The sequence below is a fragment of the Phaeacidiphilus oryzae TH49 genome, from assembly GCF_000744815.1.
GTDB lineage: Bacteria > Actinomycetota > Actinomycetes > Streptomycetales > Streptomycetaceae > Phaeacidiphilus > Phaeacidiphilus oryzae.
In genome coordinates, this window is record NZ_JQMQ01000005.1 from 4,256,031 (window position 1) to 4,272,106 (window position 16,076).

The following is a 16,076-nucleotide window of genomic DNA, read 5'->3' on the forward strand; positions in this document are numbered from 1 at the left end:
ATCACCCGCGCCCACCGGGTGCTGATCGGCGCGGTGTCGGTCGGCGCGGTGCTGATCGCCGGGATCGGCTTCGCCGGCAGCTACTCGGCCGTCCGCGACCTGGCCCTCCACAAGGGGTTCGGCGTCTTCTCCTACGTCTTCCCGCTGGGCGTGGACGTGGGGATCGCGGCCCTCCTCGCCCTGGACCTGGTGCTGACCTGGCTGCGGATCCCCTTCCCGCTGCTGCGGCAGGCGGCCTGGCTGCTCACCGCCGGGACCATCGTCTTCAACGCGGCGGCCTCCTACCCCGATCCGCTCGGGATGGGGATGCACGCCATCATCCCGGTGCTCTTCGTGGTGGTCGTCGAGGCCGCCCGGCACGCCATCGGGCGGATCGCGGACATCACCGCCGACCGGCACATGGAGTCCGTGCGGCTGATGCGCTGGCTGCTCGCCCCGCTGCCGACCTTCCGGCTGTGGCGCCGGATGAAGCTCTGGGAGCTGCGCTCCTACGAGGAGGCGGTCCGCCAGGAGCAGGCGCGGCTGGTCTACCGCACCCGGCTGCGCGCCCGGTACGGCAGGGCCTGGCGGCGGACGGCGGAGGTCGAGGAACTCCTCCCGCTGAAGCTCAGCCGGTACGGCGTCCCCGTTCCGGTGCTGCCGACGGCCGAGCCGGCCGCCGTGCCGGCCGCTCAGCCCGCCGCCGAGCCGCGGGACGCGGTGCCGGGCCCCGCCCCGACGCCCGAAGCGCCGACGCCGACGCCGGCCCCGGAGCCGGTGGAGGCGCCGATCCCGGCCCCCGTCCCCATGGAGCCGGTCGCGGTGGAGCCCGAGCCGGCTCAGGAGCTCCCCGTGGTGCGGTCGATGAACGGCGACCGCCGCCCGCTCACCGTCCCCATCCCGGAGCAGGCCGCCGTCGACCGCCGCCCGCGACCCGAGCCGGAGCCGGAGCCGGAACCCGAACCGCAGCCGCAGCCGGAGCCGGAGCCGGTGGAGCCCGCCCGGCAGAACCCGGTGGACGTCTACTTCGAGGGCCTGCTCTCCTACATCGACACCTACGGCTCGCAGCCGAACCGCCACCTCCTCGCCCGCCACCTCTACGACGAGTACGGCGTGACCGGACGCCAGGGCGACGGACCCATCGAGGCCGAGACCCTCCGCCGCTACTGGCCGGAGCTGGAGGCGCGCTACCTGGCCACCCGCGCCTGATTCGCCGTCTTCCGCCGGGCACCGTACGAGGCGCAGCATCGTCTAGGAATATGGAGGGGGAGGACCGGCGCGGAGCCGGTCCGCCGGGAGCGGGATCGGGGAGGCCTCCGATGAGCATCGAACCGCAGCCGTACCAGCCGGGCCCTGAGCAGCGGCCGGAGCGTGCGCAACGGCCGAGTCCGGGGCCGCAGCCCAGACCCCCGTACCGGCCGACCCATGAGTTCCGTCCGGAGATGCGCTGCTCCCACGCGGACCGCGAGCGCACGGTGGACGTCCTCCGCGCCGCCTACGCCGAAGGGCGGATCACCTCACCGGAGTTGGAGGAGCGCACCGAGGCGGTCTACGCCGCGGCGACCTACCGGCGGCTGAACGAACTGGTCGCCGACCTGCCCGCGGGCCCGATGCCCTTCGTGCCGGCGGCGGATCCGGCCGCCCGGTCGGCCTTCGCCGCGCCGCCCCGGCCGGACCAGCGCCGGGTGAACCCGACCGCCGTGGCGGCCCTGGTGCTCGGCCTGCTGGAGGTGCCCACCATGGGACTGACCGGACCGGGCGCGCTGATCTGCGGCCATGTCGCCCGCGGGCAGATCCGCGAACGCGGGGAGCAGGGCGAGGGGATGGCCAACGCCGGGGTGGCGCTCGGCTGGCTGGCGGTCGCCGGCTGGTCGCTGGTGCTGGTGCTGCTGGTGATCGCCGGGGTGGCGCTTGGCTCGCACGGGGTGCCGCCCGGTCGCTGAGCCGCCGGGCGGGCGGACGGGCGCGGCCCCCTTCCGTACGGCGGCCGATCGCGGCTACGGTGAGTCCGACTCCATAGACCCGAGACCCCGCGGGGCGGCCGCCGAGCTCCCCGCGGCAGGTCGGCGGCCGTCCGGTGGACCGCTTTGACCTGCGGCGCCGTATGTGTTTTGACCGGCGCCCCAGGGCTGGGTACGCTCTGACCTTGTGCCTGGGGTGTCCCCGGGTCTCTTGTGCATGCACCCGTAGCCGCCCCTGGCCTTCGGCCGGGGAACCGCAACGGCCGTTCGGCCGCCGGGGCGCTGGATGGGTCGCCGCACGCAGGGATTCCGCGTAATCACGCCGTGGTCGTTCTGCTGTGTCAGCTCGCAGCGGGCGTGCGACGGGCGAGAAGGGGCGACACACCCGACCGCGTGGGTCGGCCGCTCGGATGCTCCAGGTTAGTTTCACCCAGGCTTGGCACACAGAAATCGGAGAGACGGTGCCTACGATCCAGCAGCTGGTCCGAAAGGGCCGGCAGGACAAGGTCGAGAAGAACAAGACGCCCGCGCTCAAGGGTTCCCCCCAGCGCCGTGGCGTCTGCACGCGTGTGTACACCACCACGCCGAAGAAGCCGAACTCGGCGCTGCGCAAGGTCGCTCGTGTGCGCCTCACCAGCGGGATCGAGGTCACCGCCTACATTCCGGGCGAGGGCCACAACCTGCAGGAGCACTCCATCGTGCTCGTGCGCGGCGGTCGTGTGAAGGACCTGCCGGGTGTGCGCTACAAGATCATCCGCGGCTCGCTCGACACCCAGGGTGTCAAGAACCGCAAGCAGGCCCGCAGCCGCTACGGCGCCAAGAAGGAGAAGTAAGAATGCCTCGCAAGGGCCCCGCCCCGAAGCGCCCGGTCATCATCGACCCGGTTTACAACTCCCCGCTGGTGACGCAGCTCGTCAACAAGATCCTGCTGCACGGCAAGCGCTCCACCGCCGAGCGGATCGTCTACGGCGCCCTCGAGGGCGTGCGTGAGAAGACCAGCAACGACCCGGTGGTCGCGCTGAAGCGCGCCCTGGAGAACGTGAAGCCGACCCTGGAGGTCAAGTCCCGCCGCGTCGGTGGTGCGACCTACCAGGTGCCGGTCGAGGTCAAGCCGGGCCGGGCGAACACCCTGGCGCTGCGCTGGCTGGTCGGCTACTCCCGCGCCCGCCGCGAGAAGACCATGACCGAGCGTCTGCTCAACGAGATCCTCGACGCCTCCAACGGCCTGGGCGCCTCCGTGAAGCGCCGCGAGGACACCCACAAGATGGCCGAGTCCAACAAGGCCTTCGCGCACTACCGCTGGTAGTCCGAACCCACGTCAGTACGAGAAAGAGAGAGTCGAGCCACCATGGCTGCAACCTCCTCCCTTGACCTCGCCAAGGTCCGCAACATCGGGATCATGGCGCACATCGACGCGGGCAAGACCACCACCACTGAGCGGATCCTGTTCTACACCGGTGTGACCTACAAGATCGGTGAAGTCCACGAGGGCGCTGCCACGATGGACTGGATGGAGCAGGAGCAGGAGCGCGGCATCACCATCACGTCCGCCGCGACGACCTGCCACTGGCCCCTGAACGGCGTCGACCACACCATCAACATCATCGACACCCCCGGCCACGTCGACTTCACCGTCGAGGTGGAGCGCTCGCTGCGCGTGCTGGACGGTGCCGTCACGGTGTTCGACGGCGTCGCCGGTGTGGAGCCGCAGTCCGAGACCGTGTGGCGGCAGGCCGACCGGTACAACGTTCCGCGCATCTGCTTCGTGAACAAGCTGGACCGCGTCGGTGCGGAGTTCCACCGCTGCGTCGACATGATCGTCGACCGCCTGGGTGCGACCCCGCTGGTCATGCAGCTCCCGATCGGTGCCGAGGCGGACTTCAAGGGCGTCATCGACCTGGTGTCGATGAAGGCCCTGGTCTGGTCCGACGAGGCCGCCAAGGGCGAGATGTACGACACCGTCGACATCCCGGACACCCACACGGACGCGGCCCAGGAGTGGCGCGACAAGCTGCTCGAGACCGCGGCCGAGGGTGACGACCAGCTGATGGAGCTGTACCTGGAGGGCCAGGAGCCCACCGAGGAGCAGCTGATCGCCGGCATCCGCCGCGCGACCATCGCGGGCAACCTGACCCCGGTCTTCTGCGGCACCGCGTTCAAGAACAAGGGCGTCCAGCCCCTGCTCGACGCGATCGTCCGCTACCTCCCCTCCCCGACCGACGTCGAGGGCGTCAACGGCCACAAGGTCGGCGACGAGGAGACCGAGATCTTCCGCAAGGCGTCCGAGGACGAGCCGATGTCGGCTCTGGCCTTCAAGATCGCCGCGGACCCGCACCTCGGCAAGCTGACCTTCGTCCGGGTCTACTCCGGCAAGATCGAGGCGGGCACCCAGGTGCTCAACTCGGTCAAGGGCCGCAAGGAGCGGATCGGCAAGATCTACCGGATGCACGCGAACAAGCGTGAGGAGATCCCCTCGGTCGGTGCCGGCGACATCGTCGCCGTCATGGGCCTGAAGGACACCACCACCGGTGAGACCCTGTGCGACCCGTCGAACCCGGTGATCCTCGAGTCCATGAACTTCCCGGCTCCGGTGATCCAGGTCGCCATCGAGCCGAAGTCCAAGGGCGACCAGGAGAAGCTGGGCACCGCGATCCAGCGCCTGGCCGAGGAGGACCCGTCCTTCCAGGTCCACACGGACGAGGAGACCGGGCAGACCATCATCGCCGGCATGGGCGAGCTGCACCTCGACGTCCTGGTCGACCGCATGAAGCGGGAGTTCAAGGTCGAGGCGAACGTCGGCAAGCCGCAGGTGGCCTACCGCGAGACCATCCGCAAGGCGGTCGAGCGGATCGACTACACCCACAAGAAGCAGACGGGTGGGTCGGGCCAGTTCGCGAAGGTGCAGATCGCGATCGAGCCGCTGGAGTCCGCCGAGGGCTACGAGTTCGTGAACAAGGTCACCGGTGGCCGCGTTCCGAAGGAGTACATCCCCTCGGTCGACGCCGGTGCCCAGGAGGCCATGGAGTTCGGCATCCTGGCCGGCTACCCGCTGCAGGGCGTGCGCGTCACGCTGCTGGACGGTCAGTCGCACGACGTGGACTCCTCGGAGCTCGCGTTCAAGATCGCCGGTTCGATGGCCTTCAAGGAAGGCGCTCGGAAGGCCTCTCCCGCGCTCCTCGAGCCGATGATGGCCGTCGAGGTCACCACGCCCGAGGACTACATGGGCGAGGTGATCGGCGACATCAACTCCCGCCGTGGCCAGGTTCAGGCCATGGAGGAGCGGAGCGGCGCCCGGGTCGTCAAGGCCCTGGTTCCGCTGTCGGAGATGTTCGGGTACGTCGGTGACCTGCGTAGCAAGACGTCGGGCCGCGCCAGCTACTCGATGCAGTTCGACTCCTACGCCGAGGTTCCCCGGAACGTCGCGGAGGAGATCATCGCGAAGGCCAAGGGCGAGTAACTTCGCGTGGATCCCGTTCCGGGTCGAATCCGGACGGACTCACCGAAAACACCCCTTAGGCTGTAGGAGGCTCCGGCTCCCCTCATGGGAGCCGGGGGCCTCCGGCCCCCACCCCCGGGCCGGCACCGAGCGCGACTTACAGCAACCGGGACCGGCGCGAATCAAGACCACCTGACGTCGTACGGCGTACAGAAACTGTCCACAGGAGGACCCCAGTGGCGAAGGCGAAGTTCGAGCGGACCAAGCCGCACGTCAACATCGGCACCATCGGTCACATCGACCACGGCAAGACCACCCTGACTGCCGCGATCACCAAGGTGCTGCACGACGCGTACCCGGAGCTGAACCCCTTCACGCCGTTCGACCAGATCGACAAGGCGCCTGAGGAGCGGCAGCGCGGTATCACCATCTCCATCGCGCACGTCGAGTACCAGACCGAGGCGCGTCACTACGCCCACGTCGACTGCCCCGGTCACGCGGACTACATCAAGAACATGATCACCGGTGCCGCCCAGATGGACGGCGCGATCCTGGTGGTCGCCGCGACCGACGGCCCGATGCCGCAGACCAAGGAGCACGTGCTCCTGGCCCGCCAGGTCGGCGTGCCGTACATCGTCGTCGCCCTGAACAAGGCCGACATGGTCGACGACGAGGAGATCATGGAGCTCGTCGAGCTCGAGGTCCGTGAGCTCCTCAACGAGTACGAGTTCCCGGGCGACGACGTTCCGGTCGTCCAGGTCTCGGCGCTCAAGGCGCTCGAGGGCGACAAGGAGTGGGGCGAGAAGCTCCTCGGCCTCATGCACGCCGTCGACGAGTCGATCCCGACTCCGGAGCGCGACGTCGACAAGCCGTTCCTCATGCCGATCGAGGACGTCTTCACCATCACCGGCCGTGGCACCGTCGTCACCGGTCGTATTGAGCGCGGTGTGCTCAAGGTGAACGAAGAGGTCGAGATCATCGGCATCAAGGAAGAGAAGACCAAGACCACGGTCACCGGCATCGAGATGTTCCGGAAGCTGCTGGACGAGGGCCAGGCCGGTGAGAACGTCGGTCTGCTCCTCCGCGGCATCAAGCGCGAGGACGTCGAGCGCGGCCAGGTCATCATCAAGCCGGGTACGGTCACGCCGCACACCGACTTCGAGGGCCAGGCGTACATCCTGTCGAAGGACGAGGGCGGCCGCCACACCCCGTTCTTCAACAACTACCGTCCGCAGTTCTACTTCCGGACGACCGACGTGACCGGCGTCGTGACCCTCCCCGAGGGCACCGAGATGGTCATGCCGGGCGACAACACCGCCATGACGGTCGCGCTGATCCAGCCGGTCGCCATGGAGGAGGGCCTGAAGTTCGCCATCCGCGAGGGTGGCCGGACCGTCGGCGCCGGCCAGGTCACCAAGATCATCAAGTGACCTCGCTGAGCGCGTAGCGCTCGTCGCGAAGGCCCCGCGCGTTCCCCCTCCGGGGGGAGGGTGCGGGGCCTTCGTGGTTTTGTTCTCCCCGTCTGCGGGTCCGTAGGTGGCTGGGCGCGCAGTTCCCCGCGCCCCTGATTCGCCTGGCCCTTCGGGCCGCAAATCCGGGGCGCCCCGAGAGTTGCGGAGCAACTCAAGGGGCGCGGGGAACTGCGCGCCCAGCCACCTACGGACCCGCAGACGCTTCCGCCGGTGCGGGAAGGGCCACGGGGCGATCAGGCGCCGGGCCCGTCCAGGGATGCGGTGAAGGCGACGCAGTCCTCGTAGCGGGGGAGGAGGCCGGAGGCCTTCGCCTCGGCGAGGCTCGGCGCCGCCGCGTCCTTCGCCGAGAGGACCCGGTCGGCCGCCTCGACCGGCCAGTCGATGGCCAGCTCCGGATCGAGGGGATGCACCCCGTGCTCGCGTCCCGGCGCGTACCCCGCCGAGCAGAGGTAGGTCAGCGTCGCCTCGTCGCTCAGCGCGCAGAAGCCGTGGCCCAGGCCCTCGGCCAGGTAGACCGCCCGCCGCTCCGCGTCGTCCAGCCGCACGCCCTCCCAGCGGCCGTACGTCGGCGAGCCGACCCGCAGGTCCACCACCACGTCCAGGACCGCCCCGCGTACGCAGGTCACGTACTTCGCCTGGCTCGGCGGCACGTCGGCGAAGTGGACGCCGCGGACGACTCCGCGCGCGGAGACCGAGAGGTTGGCCTGTTCCAGGCGGAGCGGATGGCCCACCGCGTCGGCGAGGTGGTCGGCCCGGTACCACTCCATGAACAGTCCGCGGGAGTCCCCGTGCTGCTGGGGGATGATCTCCCAGGCGCCTTCGATGCCCAGCGGTCGGATCTTCACGCCTCGTCAACTCCGGTCTCGTGTTCCAGCAGGTGCAGCAGGTACTGGCCGTAGCCGCTCTTGCAGAGCGGGTCGGCGAGTCGGCGCAGCCGGGCGTCGTCGATCAGGCCGGCCCGCCAGGCGACCTCCTCCACGCAGCCGATCTTGAAGCCCTGGCGCTCCTCGATGACCCGCACGTACTCGGAGGCGCGGACCATGTCGTCGAAGGTCCCGGTGTCCAGCCAGGCGGTGCCCCGGTCGAGGACGGTGACCTGGAGCCGGCCCTGGCGCAGGTACGCCTCGTTGACCGCGGTGATCTCCAACTCGCCGCGGGCGCTGGGGCGCAGCCCGCGGGCGATCTCGACCACGTCGTTGGCGTAGAAGTACAGGCCGGGGATGGCGTAGCGGGACTTGGGGCGGGCCGGCTTCTCCTCGATGGAGACCGCCGTGCCGTCGGCGTCGAACTCGACCACGCCGTACGCGCCGGGGTCGGCGACCGGGTAGGCGAAGACCCTGCCGCCCACGGGGGAGGTGTGCTCGCGGAGCCGGGTGCCGAGACCGCCGCCGTGGAAGACGTTGTCGCCGAGCACCAGAGCGACCGGCTGGTCCCCGATGAACTTCTCGCCCAGGACGAACGCCTGGGCGATGCCCTCCGGGCGCTCCTGGGCGAGGTAGGAGAGGTCCAGGCCCCACTGGGAGCCGTCGCCGAGCAGCCGGCGGAACTGGTCCTGGTCCTGGGGGGTGGTGATGACCAGGATTTCCCTGATCCCGGCCATCATCAATGTAGTAAGAGGGTAATAAATCATCGGCTTGTCGAAGACCGGCATCAGTTGTTTGGACACCGCGCGGGTCAGCGGCCACAGCCGAGAGCCTGTTCCACCTGCAAGGACGATTCCACGCATGGCCGTCACCTTAGTGTGAATGGGGGACGCGTGTGGAACTCCACGGAAGCCGCGGACCCTAGGATCGGAAATCGCCGCCGCGTTCGTCCGCGGTGTGCTTCCTGATGTTCGAATAGTTCGCGTTGGTGAGATCGACTGGAGCGATCCGTGGCTCTGCTGAAACCCCGACCGGCCGACGATGCCGGCCCGGCGGACGCCTCGCACGAGTCGGCCGCGGACTCGGAGGGCTGGGACGGCCGGCTCAGGGCGGTCCTCCGCCGCCGGGTGCTGGGGATCGAACTGCGTGTCGCCCTCCTCGTACTCCCGCTGCTGCTCTGGGAGATCTACGAGCACCTCCACATCACCCCGGCGAGCGTCACCCACCAGCCGGACAGCCGGTACTACATGGTGATGACGCTGCGGGACATGGGAGTTCCGCTGCCGCAGGCGATCACCCGGGTGCACGACTTCATGCCCCGGGTGCCGGTGGAGTCCTGGTACTTCTCCACCAGCGACCCGACCTGGGTGATGGTTTCCAGCCGAATCCTCTACCCGGCCCTGAGCGTCCCGTTCGTGGCGCTGCTCGGGCTGAACCTGGGGATGCTGGCGGTCCCGGTGCTCTCCGTGCTCACCGCGGTGCTGGCCACCGCCCGGCTGGTGCAGCGGACCTACGGGCCGGTGGCCGCGGTGATCGCGGTGTCCGCGCTGAGCGGCTCGGTGGTGCTGTCGCGGAACCAGATCACCACCTACACGGACACCCTGGCGATGGCGCTGACCGCACTGCTGATGTGCAATCTGCCGATCGGTCGGCGGGTGAGCCGGACCAACCTGGTCCTGGCGGCGTTCCTGGTGGTGATGCTGGACTTCACCCGGCAGGTCGGGCCGGTGCCGGCCGGGATGGCGGTGCTGCCCTGGCTCTGGCTGTGGGTGCGGGACCGCAGGCTGCGCAACCGGTGGGCCTCGTCGGCCCTGGTGGTGGGCGGCACCGCGGTGGTGGTGCAGCTGGTGCTGATGCTGATCGCCCCCTTCGGCGCCTCCTCCACCTACGCCCAGAGCCATCAGGCCTACACCCTCGGCGCCCAACTGGTGGCGTTCCCGGGCGCGTTCGTCCACCTGCTGCACGAGAACCTGCACTATGTGGGCTGGGCCGACCCGGTGCTGCTGCTGTCCATGGGGCTGGCGCTGCTCTTCTGCGCTCTGCGGTTCCGCAGTGAGACCACCGCTGTCTTCCTCGGCACCCTGCTGCCCGCCGAACTCCTCGGCGTCCTCTCCACGATGTCGTACCTGCGGTACGAGTTGGTGGCCTTTCCGGCCATGTGCCTGGCGGCCGGCGGACTGGTGGCCCTGGTCACCGGCTGGGGGCAGGCGGAGGCCGCGGACCGCGCACGGGAGCGCGAGGAGGGGCGGCGGGCACTCTCCCGCCCCCAGGGGGGCGCGGAGCCGCCAGGAGGGCGCGAGGGGGCCACTGCGGGACCCCGGCGGCCCGGCGGCCGGTCGTGGATTTCGGTGGCCGCCTGCTGCACGGCCTTCACCTTCGCCCTGATCGGCTACTCGGCGGTGAACGCGGCGGCCGGCAGCGGCCCGGTGGCGGTGGCCCCGTCCACCGCGGCGGCGCAGGGGAACGGCCCGTACGCGCGGCTGCCGGTGGCGCGCAGGCCGGCGCACGCGACCCTCAGCGCGCTCTTCCGGCAGCTGCTGCGGCTGCGGCGGAACGCCGTGGTGCCGGGGCTCTCGATCAAGGTGACCGCGCTGGACTGGACGCATCGGGTGGAGTACCGGCCGATCGACCCGGAGTCCCCGTACTGGAACACCCGCAGCCCGCAGGGGATCGCGGACTTCTCGCTCAACGGGCTGCAGACCCCGGCCATGGTGCGGGGGATGGTGGACTCCCTCACCCTCTACGGGCGGGTGCGCCCGGACAGCGTGAAACAGGTCTCGACGCGGGGCGGTCCGTATGGTGAAGATGTCGTGTTCACTGTGCGAACAGACGACGGGAAGCTGCACAAGGGGATGGCGACCACTCTTTTCCCCACCCGTAGTACCGCCGCCTCCGGAGTCGTCACCAGGCTCGTTTATCTGACATGAACGAGAATCAGGTATGAACAATTGATGATCGCTCGATTCCTGCGGTGCGATCAAGCCGAGAGAAAGGTAAGGGCGGGTCGGGGCTCCTCAGTAGACTCGCCTCCACTATGCGCATTCTCGTCACCGGTGGCGCCGGATTCATCGGCTCGGAGTTCGTCCGCTCCCTGTATGCGGAAACAGCTGACCCTGAGGACACTTCCCGACCTTCCGCCCCACAGGTCACCGTGCTCGACAAGCTGACCTACTCCGGGGTCGAGGCCAACCTCGCCCCGGTCGCGGACCGGGCCGGCTACCGGTTCGTCCGGGGCGACATCTGCGACGCCGATCTGGTCGACCAGGTGATGCCGGGGCACGACGTCGTGGTGCACTTCGCCGCCGAGTCGCACGTCGACCGGTCGATCGCCGGGGCCGGCCCGTTCGTCACCACCAACGTCCTCGGTACCCAGGTGCTGCTGGACGCCGCCCGCAAGCACGGCGTCGGCCGCTTCGTCCACGTCTCCACGGACGAGGTGTACGGCTCGATCGACGAGGGCTCCTGGACGGAGGACTGGCCGCTGGCGCCGAACTCCCCGTACTCCGCCTCCAAGGCCGCCTCCGACCTGCTGGTGCTGGCCTACCACCGGACGCACGGGATGGACGTGGTCGTCACCCGCTGCTCCAACAACTACGGGCCGTACCAGTTCCCGGAGAAGGTCATCCCGCTGTTCACCACCAACCTGCTGGACGGCAGGCGGATCCCGCTCTACGGCGACGGCGGCAACATCCGGGACTGGCTGCACGTCTCCGACCACTGCCAGGGCATCCGGCTGGCCATGGAACGCGGCCGCGCGGGCACGGTCTACAACATCGGCGGCGGCACGGAGGCCAGCAACAAGGAGCTGACCGGGATGATCCTGGACGCGGTGGGCGCCGGCTGGGACATGGTCGACCGGGTGCCCGACCGGAAGGGCCACGACCTGCGGTACTCCCTGGACATCAGCCGGATCCGCGAGGAGCTGGGCTACCGGCCCCAGGTGACCTTCGCCGAGGGGCTGGCCTCCACCATCGCCTGGTACCGCGACCACCGGGACTGGTGGGAGCCCCTCCGGGCCCGGGCGGAGCTCGCCAAGTGACCGCCGCGCGCTGGCTGCTGACCGGGGCCCGCGGCATGCTGGGCCGGGACCTGCTGGCCGAGCTGACCGGCGGGACCGGCGACGCCGCCGCCCAGGTCACCGCGCTCGGGCGGGGGGACCTCGACATCACCGACCCGGAGGCCGTCCGGGCCGCCGTCGGCGGCCACGACCTGGTGGTCAACGCGGCCGCCTGGACCGACGTGGACCGGGCCGAGACCGAGGAGGCCGCGGCCACCGCCGTCAACGGCGCCGGCGTCCGGAACCTCGCCGCCGCCTGCGCGGCCACCGGAGCCCGGCTGCTCCACGTCTCCACCGACTACGTCTTCGCCGGGGAGGCCGACTCCCCGTACCCCGAAGACGCCGGCACCGACCCGCTCAACGCCTACGGCCGCGGCAAGCTGGCCGGCGAGCGCGCGGTCGCCGAACTCCTGCCGGAGACCGGCGCGGTGGTCCGCACCGCCTGGCTCTACGGGGAGCACGGCGGCAACTTCGTCGCCACCATGCTGCGGCTGGCCGCCCGCCGGGAGACCCTGGAGGTCGTCGACGACCAGGCGGGGCAGCCCACCTGGTCCCGCGAACTCGCCGCCCGGCTCGTCGAGTTGGGCCGCCGGATGCAGGCCGGCACGGCTCCGGCCGGGATCTACCACGGCACCGCGAGCGGCCGCACCACCTGGCACGGCCTGGCCCGGGCGGCCTTCGAACTCGCCGGGCTGGAGCCGGGACGGATCCGCCCGACCACCGCCGCGGCCTTCTCCCGCCCGGCCCCGCGCCCGGCGTTCAGCGTCCTGGGCCACGACCGCTGGGCCGCCGCCGGCCTGCCGCCGCTGCCGGACTGGCGGGAGTCGCTCGCCGAGGCGCTGCGCCGGCCCGCCTTCGCCGAGCTCGCCGAGGAGGCCCGGCTGGCCGCCCCGGCGCTCGCCGCCGAGCCCGCCCCGGGACGGGCATGAGCGCGCGCGGAGGCCTGGCCGCCCGGGCACTGCGGCTGCTCCCGCCGGGGACCCAGCTGGTCGTCGGCGGGACGGCGCTGCTCGGCGTCGCCTCGTACATCCAACTCGCCGCGGCCGGGCACCGGCTGGACACCGGGGCGCTCTCCTCGGTGTCCGTGCTGTGGTCCCTGGTGATGGCGATCAGCCTGGGCATCTTCTTCCCGGTCGAGCAGGAGCTGACCAGGATCGTCGCCGCCCGCGCGGTCCGCGGCGAGGGCGCCGGGCCGGTGCTGCGCCGGGGCGCCGGCTTCACCCTCGGCCTGGCGGCGCTGCTCTCCGCGGTGCTCGCCGTCGTCCAAGGACCCCTCGCGGACTGGCTGTTCGGCGGCGACCGCGCGCTGGTCTGGGCCTTCGCCGGCACCCTCTTCGGCATGGGCCTGACCTACCTCACCCGGGGGGTGCAGGCCGGGCTCGGCCGCTTCCACGTCTACGGCACCTCGCTGGCGCTGGACGGCGGGCTGCGGATCGTCCTCGCCGTCGGGATGGCGCTGGCCGGCGTCCACTCGGCGACGGCGTACGGGCTGCTGCTCGCGCTGGCGCCCTTCCTGTCCTTCCTCCTCACCCTGCCGCCGACGCTGCGCGGCAGCGGGCCGGGACCGGTCATGCCCTGGCCGGAGCTGCTGCCCAATCTGGGGATGATGATCTGCTCCCAGGTGCTGGCGCAGTTCGTGGTGAACGCCTCGGTGCTCTCCATGCAGGTGCTCTCACCGCGGCAGACGGGCCTGGTGGCGGCGGTGCTGCAGGCCGCGGTGCTGTGCCGGGTGCCGCTCTTCGTCTTCGGCTCCATGCAGCCCACGCTGATGACCGGCCTCTCCACCGCCGTCACCGCCGGCGACCGGGCCGGCTTCCGGCGGATGCTGCTGCGCACGGTCGCCGTGGTCTCCGGGCTCGGCCTGGCCGGGGGAGTGCCCGCGGTGCTCCTCGGCCCCTGGCTGATCAGGGTCTTCTTCAAGGCCCCGCCCGGCCTCGGCGACCTCGACTTCCTCTGGTTCTCCCTGGGCACCGTCTTCTACATGCTGGCCATGGTCCTCGGCCAGGCACTGCTCGCCACCCATCAGCACCGGCAGCAACTGCTCTGCTGGGCCGCCGGGACCGCCGTGCTGATCGGTGTCACCTGCCTGCCGGGTGCGCCCGCGCTGCGGGTCGAACTCGGTTACGCGCTGGGCTCGGCCGCCACCGCGCTCGCCATGCTCGCCCTCCTCGCCCGGAAGAGGACCCGCCGGGCCCGTTCCGCGGCGGAGGCCGAGCGGTCCGCCGCCTCGTCCGAAGCCCCTGAACAGCTCGTCACCGACGAGTCCGACCCCCGTCCTGTCTGGAGTACCCGTGTCAGACAACCGTGATGTGTGGCTGGTGATCCCCGCCTACAACGAGGGACCGGTGGTCGGAGACGTGATCGAATCCGCCCGCGAGGTCTTCCCGAACATCGTCTGTGTAGACGACGGCAGCCGGGACGATTCCGCCGAGGCGGTCGCCGGCACTGGGGCCCATCTGGTGCGCCACCCCGTCAACCTCGGCCAGGGCGCCGCCCTGCAGACCGGCCTCGACTACGCCATGGAGCAGGAGGGCGCCGAGTACTTCGTCACCTTCGACGCCGACGGCCAGCACCAGGTCGCGGACGCCCAGCGGATGGTGGAGCTGCTGCGCGGCGGCGAATGGGACGTGGTGCTCGGCTCCCGCTTCCTGACGGGCGCCGAGACGGTGCCGCGGCTCAAGCGGGTGGTGCTGCGCACCGCCGCCGCGGTCAGCCCGACCTCGCGCCGCCTCCACCTCACCGACTCCCACAACGGCTTCCGGGCACTCAACCGCAGGGCCGTCTCGGAGCTGCGGATCACCATCAACGGCATGGCGCACGCCTCGGAGATCGTCTCCTCGCTGGCCCGCTCCGGGCTGCGGGTCACCGAGATACCGGTCGAGATCCTCTACACCGACTACTCCCGGGCCAAGGGGCAGTCGCTGATCAACGGGGTCAACATCCTCTTCGACATCTATCTGCGGGAGAGCAGCCGATGAAGGGTTCCCTGCTGATCCAGATCCTGCTGATCGCCGGCGCCGCGGGGCTCTGCCTCCTCTTCGTCCGCCGCTGGGACCGGGCGCACACCCGCGCCTGGAAGCGGCTGGCGTTCTTCGCCTTCGTGGTCGTCAACGTCTACGCGGTGCTGCGGCCGGGCGACGTCACCTGGCTGGCCAACCGGGTCGGCGTCGGGCGCGGCACCGACCTGGTGCTCTATCTGCTGGTGCTGGCGGTGTCGTTCTTCGCCCTCAACACCTATCTGCGCTTCAAGTCCCTGGAGCGGAAGCTCACCGACCTCGCGCGGAGCGTGGCGATACGGGACGGCCGCCTGCTGAACGAGGCGCGCCTGACCGACAAGCCCGCCGAACCGTCCGAGAACGCCGAGCACAAGGAGCAACCCGTCCCGTGAGCCGCAACCCCCTGGACCTGATGCTGCCGTACTACGGCGACGTCGGGCTGATGCAGCAGGCCGTGCGCAGCATCCAGGCGCAGACCGATCCCGAGTGGCGGCTGACGGTGCTGGATGACGGCACCGAGCCGGGCGTCCCGGAGTGGTTCGCCGGACTCGGCGACGAGCGGATCCGCTACCACCGCAACCCGCGGAACCTGGGCATCCTGAAGAACTTCCAGCAGTGCGTGGACCGGGCCGAGGCCCCGTACATGACCATCATGGGCTGCGACGACCTGCTGCTGCCGGAGTATGTGGCGACCGTCCGCGGCCTCCTCGCCGAGCATCCCGGGATCGGCATGGTGCAGCCCGGGGTGCAGGTCATCGACGGCTCGGGCGAGGTGATCGAGGGCCTGGTCGACGCCACCAAGCGCCGGCTGTACGCCCCCCGGCTGGACGACGGCGGCCGGCGCCGGATGGGCGGCGAGGAGCTCGCGGTGAGCCTGCTGCGGGGGAACTGGCTCTACTTCCCCTCGATCGTCTGGCGGACCGAGGCGCTGCAGGCGGTGGGCTTTCGCGAGGGGCTCTCCGTCATCCAGGACCTGGCGCTCATCATCGACCTGCTGCAGCGCGGTGAGGAGATGGTGGTCGACTCGCGGGTGGTCTTCCAGTACCGGCGGCACGCGGTCAGCGAGTCCTCGGTGCAGGCCTTCTCCGGGAGCCGGTTCGCCGAGGCCGAGCGGTACTACGCGGAGGCCGCCGACCGGCTGGCCGCGCAGGGCTGGGAGCGCGCGGCGCGGGCCGCGCGCGTCCACAGCGCCTCGCGGCTGCACGCGCTGACGATGCTGCCGGGCGCGCTGGCGCGCGGCCAGCGCGGGGGCGCGAAGGTCCTGGCCCGGCACGCCCTGCTGCGCTGAACCGGGGCCGCGGCTACCGCGGGA

At 70.8% G+C, this 16,076-nt stretch carries 15 protein-coding genes; 13 read left to right on the plus strand and 2 right to left on the minus strand.

The window, feature by feature from the left end:
• From BS73_RS22655 to tuf, 6 genes are all read left to right on the plus strand, one after another.
• A complete protein-coding gene (locus tag BS73_RS22655; RefSeq protein ID WP_037580681.1) occupies positions 1–1,188 on the plus strand; it encodes a DUF2637 domain-containing protein in 1,188 nt (395 codons plus the stop codon).
• A gap of 110 nt (positions 1,189–1,298) precedes the next feature.
• A complete protein-coding gene (locus BS73_RS22660) occupies positions 1,299–1,922 on the plus strand; it encodes a DUF1707 and DUF4190 domain-containing protein (protein WP_235215496.1) in 624 nt (207 codons plus the stop codon).
• A 479-nt stretch (positions 1,923–2,401) separates the two neighbouring features.
• Entirely contained in the window at positions 2,402–2,773 is a 372-nt protein-coding gene (rpsL, locus tag BS73_RS22665) for a 30S ribosomal protein S12 (RefSeq protein WP_014144289.1), read from the plus strand.
• A 2-nt stretch (positions 2,774–2,775) separates the two neighbouring features.
• The gene (rpsG, locus tag BS73_RS22670; RefSeq protein WP_037575273.1) at positions 2,776–3,246 is read left to right on the plus strand and encodes a 30S ribosomal protein S7; all 471 of its coding nucleotides are present in this window, start codon (positions 2,776–2,778) and stop codon (positions 3,244–3,246) included.
• A 42-nt stretch (positions 3,247–3,288) separates the two neighbouring features.
• Positions 3,289–5,397: an elongation factor G gene (fusA, locus tag BS73_RS22675; protein WP_037575275.1), complete on the plus strand. Its 2,109-nt coding sequence runs from the start codon at positions 3,289–3,291 to the stop codon at positions 5,395–5,397.
• A 215-nt stretch (positions 5,398–5,612) separates the two neighbouring features.
• Positions 5,613–6,806: an elongation factor Tu gene (gene tuf, locus BS73_RS22680; protein WP_037575277.1), complete on the plus strand. Its 1,194-nt coding sequence runs from the start codon at positions 5,613–5,615 to the stop codon at positions 6,804–6,806.
• Between the two features lie 275 nt (positions 6,807–7,081).
• Here the strand turns inward: tuf and rfbC are convergent, their stop codons facing one another.
• A complete protein-coding gene (gene rfbC, locus BS73_RS22685) occupies positions 7,082–7,687 on the minus strand; it encodes a dTDP-4-dehydrorhamnose 3,5-epimerase (protein ID WP_200886814.1) in 606 nt (201 codons plus the stop codon).
• 2 nt (positions 7,688–7,689) lie between these two features.
• A complete protein-coding gene (gene rfbA, locus BS73_RS22690) occupies positions 7,690–8,574 on the minus strand; it encodes a glucose-1-phosphate thymidylyltransferase RfbA (RefSeq protein WP_037575282.1) in 885 nt (294 codons plus the stop codon).
• A gap of 147 nt (positions 8,575–8,721) precedes the next feature.
• Between rfbA and BS73_RS22695 the strand changes: the two genes are divergently transcribed.
• The 7 genes from BS73_RS22695 (at position 8,722) to BS73_RS22725 (ending at position 16,052) form a co-directional block, all read left to right on the plus strand.
• A complete protein-coding gene (locus tag BS73_RS22695) occupies positions 8,722–10,638 on the plus strand; it encodes an ArnT family glycosyltransferase (RefSeq protein ID WP_037575284.1) in 1,917 nt (638 codons plus the stop codon).
• 107 nt (positions 10,639–10,745) lie between these two features.
• The gene (gene rfbB, locus BS73_RS22700) at positions 10,746–11,750 is read left to right on the plus strand and encodes a dTDP-glucose 4,6-dehydratase (RefSeq protein WP_037575286.1); all 1,005 of its coding nucleotides are present in this window, start codon (positions 10,746–10,748) and stop codon (positions 11,748–11,750) included.
• Positions 11,747–12,697, plus strand: coding sequence for a dTDP-4-dehydrorhamnose reductase (gene rfbD / locus BS73_RS22705; protein WP_265736873.1), 951 nt, complete (start codon positions 11,747–11,749; stop codon positions 12,695–12,697). The genes rfbB and rfbD overlap by 4 nt, the downstream gene beginning before the upstream one ends.
• A complete protein-coding gene (locus BS73_RS22710; protein WP_063837048.1) occupies positions 12,694–14,076 on the plus strand; it encodes a lipopolysaccharide biosynthesis protein in 1,383 nt (460 codons plus the stop codon). Before rfbD ends, BS73_RS22710 begins: the two co-directional genes overlap by 4 nt.
• A complete protein-coding gene (locus tag BS73_RS22715) occupies positions 14,060–14,746 on the plus strand; it encodes a glycosyltransferase family 2 protein (RefSeq protein ID WP_037575289.1) in 687 nt (228 codons plus the stop codon). Before BS73_RS22710 ends, BS73_RS22715 begins: the two co-directional genes overlap by 17 nt.
• Positions 14,743–15,156, plus strand: coding sequence for a DUF2304 domain-containing protein (locus BS73_RS22720; protein ID WP_037575292.1), 414 nt, complete (start codon positions 14,743–14,745; stop codon positions 15,154–15,156). Before BS73_RS22715 ends, BS73_RS22720 begins: the two co-directional genes overlap by 4 nt.
• Positions 15,153–16,052 carry a glycosyltransferase family 2 protein gene (locus BS73_RS22725; protein WP_235215497.1) on the plus strand — a complete coding sequence of 300 codons (900 nt, stop codon included), beginning with the start codon at positions 15,153–15,155 and terminating at the stop codon, positions 16,050–16,052. Before BS73_RS22720 ends, BS73_RS22725 begins: the two co-directional genes overlap by 4 nt.
• The last annotated feature ends 24 nt before the right edge of the window (positions 16,053–16,076 follow it).